The sequence below is a fragment of the Zavarzinia sp. genome (assembly GCF_049306435.1).
Lineage (GTDB): Bacteria > Pseudomonadota > Alphaproteobacteria > Zavarziniales > Zavarziniaceae > Zavarzinia.
On the sequence record NZ_JBAQRT010000089.1, the window covers coordinates 1 to 6737 of the forward strand.

At 67.2% G+C, this 6737-nt stretch carries 10 protein-coding genes and 1 tRNA gene; 8 read left to right on the top strand and 3 right to left on the bottom strand.

Translation table 11 applies throughout. From position 1 onward, the window contains the following. From WAZ62_RS04595 to WAZ62_RS04630, 8 genes are all read left to right on the top strand, one after another. A partial coding sequence (locus WAZ62_RS04595; protein ID WP_422642343.1) for a ParB/RepB/Spo0J family partition protein occupies positions 1–1267 on the top strand: 1267 nt, incomplete at its 5' end. Further along, positions 1264–1476, top strand: coding sequence for a hypothetical protein (locus WAZ62_RS04600; RefSeq protein ID WP_422642344.1), 213 nt, complete (start codon positions 1264–1266; stop codon positions 1474–1476). The genes WAZ62_RS04595 and WAZ62_RS04600, both read left to right, overlap by 4 nt. Continuing rightward, on the top strand, positions 1473–1727 hold the full coding sequence (locus WAZ62_RS04605; RefSeq protein WP_422642345.1) for a hypothetical protein: 255 nt from the start codon (positions 1473–1475) through the stop codon (positions 1725–1727). The genes WAZ62_RS04600 and WAZ62_RS04605 overlap by 4 nt, the downstream gene beginning before the upstream one ends. A gap of 1 nt (position 1728) precedes the next feature. Beyond that, positions 1729–3645 (top strand): DNA cytosine methyltransferase, encoded by a 1917-nt coding sequence (locus tag WAZ62_RS04610; RefSeq protein ID WP_422642346.1) that lies wholly within the window; start codon positions 1729–1731, stop codon positions 3643–3645. 2 nt (positions 3646–3647) lie between these two features. Next, positions 3648–4139, top strand: coding sequence for a hypothetical protein (locus tag WAZ62_RS04615; protein ID WP_422642347.1), 492 nt, complete (start codon positions 3648–3650; stop codon positions 4137–4139). Positions 4140–4143: 4 nt separating this feature from the next. Continuing rightward, positions 4144–4383, top strand: coding sequence for a hypothetical protein (locus WAZ62_RS04620; protein WP_422642348.1), 240 nt, complete (start codon positions 4144–4146; stop codon positions 4381–4383). Then, complete coding sequence (locus WAZ62_RS04625; protein ID WP_422642349.1) at positions 4383–4673, top strand: helix-turn-helix transcriptional regulator; 291 nt, start codon at positions 4383–4385, stop codon at positions 4671–4673. Before WAZ62_RS04620 ends, WAZ62_RS04625 begins: the two co-directional genes overlap by 1 nt. Further along, on the top strand, positions 4573–5712 hold the full coding sequence (locus WAZ62_RS04630) for a tyrosine-type recombinase/integrase (protein ID WP_422642350.1): 1140 nt from the start codon (positions 4573–4575) through the stop codon (positions 5710–5712). The genes WAZ62_RS04625 and WAZ62_RS04630 overlap by 101 nt, the downstream gene beginning before the upstream one ends. A 9-nt stretch (positions 5713–5721) precedes the next feature. On the opposite strand, the gene WAZ62_RS04635 is transcribed toward WAZ62_RS04630, so the two are convergent. The 3 genes from WAZ62_RS04635 to WAZ62_RS04645 form a co-directional block, all read right to left on the bottom strand. Then, positions 5722–5796: transfer RNA gene (locus WAZ62_RS04635), tRNA-Gly, on the bottom strand. 99 nt (positions 5797–5895) lie between these two features. Beyond that, complete coding sequence (gene trxA, locus WAZ62_RS04640; RefSeq protein ID WP_422642351.1) at positions 5896–6216, bottom strand: thioredoxin; 321 nt, start codon at positions 6214–6216, stop codon at positions 5896–5898. Between the two features lie 66 nt (positions 6217–6282). Continuing rightward, positions 6283–6737 (bottom strand): PD-(D/E)XK nuclease family protein (locus WAZ62_RS04645; RefSeq protein WP_422642352.1); only part of this gene is annotated, 455 nt, incomplete at its 5' end.

Genomic DNA, 6737 nt, shown 5'->3' on the forward strand with positions numbered 1-6737 from the left:
GGATTGGGCCGCCATCCGCGCCCGCATCGCGGCGGCGCAAGTCGCCGCCGCCCTTTCGCTGCGCCAGCTCGCGGCCGCCGCCGATATCGACAACGGCAGCCTGTCCCGCTTTCTTTCCGCGAAAAACGCGACCATGGGTCTCGACGAGCTGCGGCGCCTCGCGGCGGCGCTGGGCATCGACCTCGCCACCCTGCTCGACATGGCCGGCACCCAGGGCATCACGACAGTGCCGCTCGATCACCTAATCGAGGACCCGAACAACCCGCGCCAGACCGCTCACGATGCCGACTTGCAGGAACTCGCGCAGTCCATCGCCACGGCAGGCCTGCTGGTCCCGCTGATCGTTCGGCCGCTGGCGATGCCCGGCGATTACATGGTGGTCGATGGCCACCGCCGCCTCGCGGCCCTGCGCTGGCTGGACGGCGGGGCCGAAGAAGGCGATATCTTTAAGGTTACCGAAGATACACCGATCCCCGTGGTGATCACCACCCCGGCGGACGAGACGGATATCCTGATCCGCCAGCTCGCCGCCAATCTGGCCCGGGCCGACATGCACCCCCTCGACGAGGGCGAGGCCTTCGGTCGCCTCGTCTCCGCCGGCCTTTCGACCGCCGACATCGCCAGCCGCATCGGTCTGACCCAGCGCCTCGTGCAATCCCGCATGGCCCTGACCCGCCGCCTGTGCGATTGGGTCCGCGACATGTTTCGCGAGGGTCACCTGACCCTCGCCCACGCCGAGACGCTGCAACACTTCGGCCCGGATATCCAGATCCAGTTCATCGGCCGTCACCCCTCCCTGATCGGCTGGACCGAGAAGGAGACCCGCGCTGCCCTGGAAGCCCTGACCAGCGAAATGGCCGGCCCCACGGGCGAGGAAGCGGAGGAGCAGCCCCCAGGCTGGACACCCCCGCCCGCGCCCAAGGCTCCCGAAATCGCCGGCCCCGCCGAAACCCCGCGCGATCCCGCCGGCCCGGCCAGCCTGACCACGATCATCAGGCCCGAAGCGGGCGCCCCGACCCGCCCGGATGACCAGGACGACGGCGAGGACGACGAAGGCCTCGGCACCGAGATCATCGACACCGAGGCCCCGGCATGGACGCCCGACGACCGCCTGCCCGCCGCCAGCCGCGGGCATGAGGTCGGGCTGGTCGTCACCCACGCCTCGGCGCCCGACGGCACTCATGCCACCGCCGTGATCATTCTCGACCGCGCGCTCGACGCCTCAGCCCGGTTCCGGCTTGACGGCGAATGGAAGGAAACAAAATGACCGATCCCGTCACCATCACCGTGCGCGTCGAAGCGACGGACGCGGTCTGGGCAAGCATCGCCCGCGCCTATTTCGCCGCTCTGATCGAACTGCGCCGCGCGATCGACCAGGGCGACGACCCCGCCGCCGCCCGCGCCGCCAGGAACCTCACCCATTTCAGCGATTCCGGCGCCCACCTCGCCACCATCGAGAAGGGAGCGCGGCGATGACCGGCGCCGATCCCAATACCATCCCAGACAGCGCGCTGGACCGCGCCGCCGCCGCCGCCAAGGCGGAATTCACCAAGGCATGGAGCCCCGAGGTCCCGGACGACCTCTGGCACCGGGTCGCCCGCGCCACGGTCGATGCGATACGAGAGCCGACGCAAGATATGATCAACGCAGGCTGGATTGATGATGATGACGTCGGCCCGCGAGATATTTGGCGCGCTATGATCAGAACCGCGCTGAATGAGGCATGACATGGAACGCATTAAATTCCGCGTCTTCTCGTTCTTCTGCGGCATCGGCGCGGGCATTCTCGGCTTTCAGCGCGGTCACGCCCGCGTCGGCGCCAGCGAAGCCCGCTTCCGCAGCATCGGCGGCATCGACAGCGACCCCGCCGCGATCCGGGATTTCACGCGCCTGACCGGCACGCCCGGCACGGTGATGGACCTGTTCTCACGCGATCAGTATATCGCCTTCCACGGACACGAGCCGCCGCCCGACTGGCGGGAGGCGACCGCCGTCGACATCCAGCGCGCCGCGGGGTGGGAGAGGCCCCACGTCGTCTTCCTGTCGGCGCCCTGCAAGGGTTTCTCGGGCCTGCTGGCCGAATCGATCAGCAAGACGAGAAAATACCAGGCGTTGAACGAACTCACGTTGCGCGGCGCCCGACAGATCGTCGAGGCATGGCCGGATGATCCGCCCGACCTGATTGTGTTCGAGAACGTGCCCCGCATCGCATCGCGCGGACGCGCCCTGCTCGATCGCATCATCGCCCTGTGGCGCGCCCATGGTTACGCGGTCGCCGAGACCACACACGACTGCGGACGCCTTGGTGGATTGGCGCAGTCGCGCAAGCGATTTCTGATGGTGGCGCGCCGCATGGACACCGTGCCGGCCTTCCTATACGAGCCACCCCTTCGCCCCCTGCGGGCGATCGGCGACGTGCTGGAACACCTGCCGATGCCCGGATCGGGTCAGGGCGGGCCGCTGCACCGGATGCCGGCCCTGCAGTGGCAGACCTGGGTGCGTCTCGCCTTCGTCGAGGCCGGGGCCGACTGGCGATCGCTCAATCGCCTTCGGGTCGAGGACGGGATGCTGGCCGATTTCGGCATCATGCCCGAAGGCCCGCGCCATGCCGGACACCTCGGGGTGCGACGGTGGGAAGACACCAGCGGCACGGTGGCCAGCCGCTGCGGCCCGACCAATGGCGCCTTCGCCCTGGCCGATCCGCGGATCGACGGCCACCCCCGATCGGTGCAGCATGGCGTCCGCCGCTGGGGCGACACCTCGGGCGTCGTCACGAGCAAGATGCTCGTCGGCGGCGGCCCCCATGCCGTCGCCGACCCGCGCGAGATCCGCCATACCTATCGCATCGTCGAGCGCGCGGAAGGTTCCGGCACGGTCGACGATCCGCGCAACACCACGGGGCGGGAAGGTCGGGGCAAGTACCGGGTCACCGGCATGGACGAACCCGCCGGCACGGTAATCGCCGGATCGACCACGGGCCAGGGCGCCTTCGCTCTCGCCGATCCGCGCACGGGCTGGCCGGACAGCGCCCACCGCAGCAAGCTGAGCGTCCAGCAATGGGGCCAACCGAGCAAGACCGCGACAGGCTCCAACCGCGTGGCCAGCGGCGCCCTTTGCGTCGCCGATCCCCGCCCGGCCGGCCTCCGCCTCGATCGCGGCCATTACGTCAGCGGCGGGCACTATGGCGTGCAGCCATGGGATGGCACGAGCAACGCCGTCTCCGGCCACCCGAAGAACAACAACGGCCCGTGGTCGGTCGCCGATCCCCGGCCGACGGAGGACGAGGCGGCGGAGGGCGAGGCGGTCGAAGCCCTGCCCGCCGCGAACAATAACCTCGTCGCCGTGATCTGCGCCCTTGATGGGACATGGCATCGCCCCTTCACGACGCTGGAACTCGCCGCGCTCCAATCGCTGGTCGACCCCGAGGAATGGCTGGAACTCGACGGCCTGTCGGACTCGGCATGGCGGGAGAGGATCGGCAATGCCGTCCCGCCCGCCGCCGCCGAAGCCATCGCCTCCGCCATGGCGCAGTGCCTTCTACTCGCCCGCAACGGCGTCACCTTCGCCCTGGGCAGCACCCCGATATGGGTCCGCCCCGTCCTGACCGCCCTGTCTGTCGACCAGCCCGCGATGGGAGGGCTTTGATCATGGCTGACCGCATCCGCAAGGCTTACCGCGCGACGATGCCGAACACCTGCACATTCGATGCGCCCTATGACGAGATCGTCTTCGCGCCCACCGCTTCCAAGGCGCGGTGGTTGATCGTCTCACGCCTGCAGGATTGCGGATGGTTCGAGACCGATACCGGCAAGGCATTCGCCGCCGTCCGCGTCCATCGGGCGCCACGCTACGATACCGTTTTGCCGCCGGAACATCCTGTGGTCGCCGACCTGACCTGGCAAGAGAAGCGCGCCCTTATCCACGCTTATGGCGGAACCGGCGCGAACGCCGGCTATCGAGACCATTACTGCACCCATGCCGGAAATCCGACGCTGGTTCGCCTGGTCGAGCGTGGACTGATGACAGGCCCCGTTCACGGAAACCCCGAGCTTTGGGGCGAGGACACCGCGTTCTTTTACCTGAACTGGATGGGCCTCCGCGTCGCGCTTTCCCTGCAACCCACCTATCCGGAGGGCTGATCCCATGGAGAAGGATTATCGCGCGAGGCAGGCCCCGCCCGGATCGATGGAGATCATCTGTATGATCGATGACCTCAACTACGTGAGACAGGTCGCTCAGGACACAGGCCGTTGGGAATCGCTCTCCCACAATCCCGCGCGCACCGCTCTGCAAATCGCCGGCCTTATGCTCGCACAAGGGCGCGTGACCGCCGTGCTGATCAAGCGTCTGGACGGAATCCAGACCGACGAGAAAGCGCGCTGATGGTCGCCCGCGTCGAAGACATCGGGCGGCTGCCCGACTGGCCGAGGATGCTCTCGCGCGATCAGGCCGCCGCCTATCTCGGGGTATCGGTCGGCACCTTCACCCGAGAAGTTGCCGCCGGGCAATGGCCCCAGCCGCTCGATCGTGGCCGGCGGAAGACGTGGGACCGATTCGCCCTCGACCGGACCCTTGACGAACGCATGGGCGTTGCCTTTGGCGCGGCCGGCGGCGAGGATCGTGAACTCGATAATGAGCTGGCGGAATGGAAGCGGCGCCTTGGTAAAGGTTGACCTCAAATCGGTCTACAAGGTCGTCGCGCGCGGCAAGACCTATTATTACGCATGGAAGGGCAAAGGGGCGCCGCGCCTGCACGCCCCACCCGGAACCGATGAATTCGTCACCGAGCTGGAGGCGGCCCTGTCCACCCGCCGCAAGACGGACGGCCGGCGCATATCCGACCTGATCGTCAGCTATAAGTGCAGCCGGGATTGGGACAGGCTTGCGCCCCGGACCAAGATCGAATGGGACCGCTGGCTGGGCAGGATCAATGACCGCTTCGGAATTCTGTCGATCAAGCAATTCGACCGCGCGGCCATCCGGCCCGAAATCACCGATTGGCGCGATGAATGGGCCCAGACGCCGCGGGCAGCCGACATGGGGATACAGGTCCTGTCTCGCCTGATGACCTTCGCCGCCGGCAAGGGACTGATCCTGGTCAATCCCTGCAAGGGTATCAGCCAGATTTACGAGGTCGATCGTTCCGAGATCATATGGACGGCATCGGACTTCGAGCGACTGAAGGCGGTATCCTCACCCGAGATCTATCAGGCCGCGCGGCTGGGCGCCCTGACCGGCCTGCGCCTCTCCGATCTGCTGAAATTGTCATGGTCGCATGTCGCGCCGCTGGCGATCGAAATCCGAACCGGCAAGAGCCGGGGCAAGCGAGCCGCGCTGATCCCCCTGCACGGCGAGCTTCGGGAGCTTCTGGCGGCGATCCCGAAGCGCGCGACCACCGTGCTGACGAACACGGACGGAATGCCATGGCGCAGTGGCTTCACATCGAGCTGGCAGAAGGCGATGAAGCGCGCCGGCCTCAAGCTGCACTTCCACGACCTCCGGGGGACCGCCGCCACGCGGCTCTATGTCGGGGGCATCACCATCCGCGAAATCGCCGAGATTCTGGCCTGGTCCGAAGACCAGGTCGAGAGGCTGATCGACCGCTACGTGAAGCGCGACGAGATCCTCCTCGACCGCATCAGGCGGCTCGACGCGAACGCCGCCAGAACGCCCCCAGAAAAACAGTCGGAAAAACCGCCTGGGGATAAGTGACCTAAGTCTTGGAGCGGGCGATGGGAATCGAACCCACGACACTCAGCTTGGGAAGCTGATGTTCTACCTCTGAACTACGCCCGCTCAGAGCCGGAGAGCGTTCTTAGCAACGAAGAACGCCGCCGTCAAATGAATGGCCCCGGCGCGGCTGCACCGGGGCCTGATTCACCGACGGAAGGTCGATCAGATCGAATTGTTGATCCATTCGACGATCTTGCCCTTGGGCAGGGCGCCGACCTTGGTCGCGGCGACCTTGCCGTCGCGGAACAGCATCAGGGTCGGGATGCCGCGCACGCCGTAGCGGGCCGGGGTGTTCGGGTTTTCATCGATATTGATCTTGGTGATCGTGACCTGCTGGCCGAGTTCCTCGGAGATTTCCTCGAGGCTGGGGCCGATCTGCTTGCAGGGGCCGCACCACTCGGCCCAGAAGTCGACGACGACGGGGCCGGGCGCGCCCAGCACGTCGGTCGCGAATGAAATGTCCGTCACCTTCTTGGTGGCCATGGCTTGAAGCACCTTTCCTGATCGAGGGGCGAACCCTGCGACATCACTTGTGTTCGGTCAACAAATCTAGGAAGGCCGAGGGGAAGCGTCAACTGGAGGGGCGACGCCGGGCAGGTCTGCAAGGCTTGCATCGAGAATCGCCCCCGGAATGGGCATCAGGCGCGGCGTCTCGGTCCAGAGCAGCGCCGCCTCGACCGGCTTGCCCGGAAACAGGCGGGAAACCGCCGCGCGGTAGAGCGCGAGCTGGCGCAGGTAGCCGGACGCGACCATGCGCCAGTCGCTCGGCGACGGCCGGTCGGTCTTGAAATCGACGATCAGCACCTTGTCCGGCAAGACCACCAGCCGGTCGATCTGGCCGAGCACCGAGGTCGTGCCGAGCAGCGCGGCGATCGGCACCTCCGGCCGGCTGCCGGGGCCGAAGACGGCGCCGAATTCGCCATGATCGAGCACGGCCAGGGTCTCCGCCGCGAGGCCGTCCCGCTGATCGACCGGCAATTCCCCGGCCCGCGCGGCGAGGAATC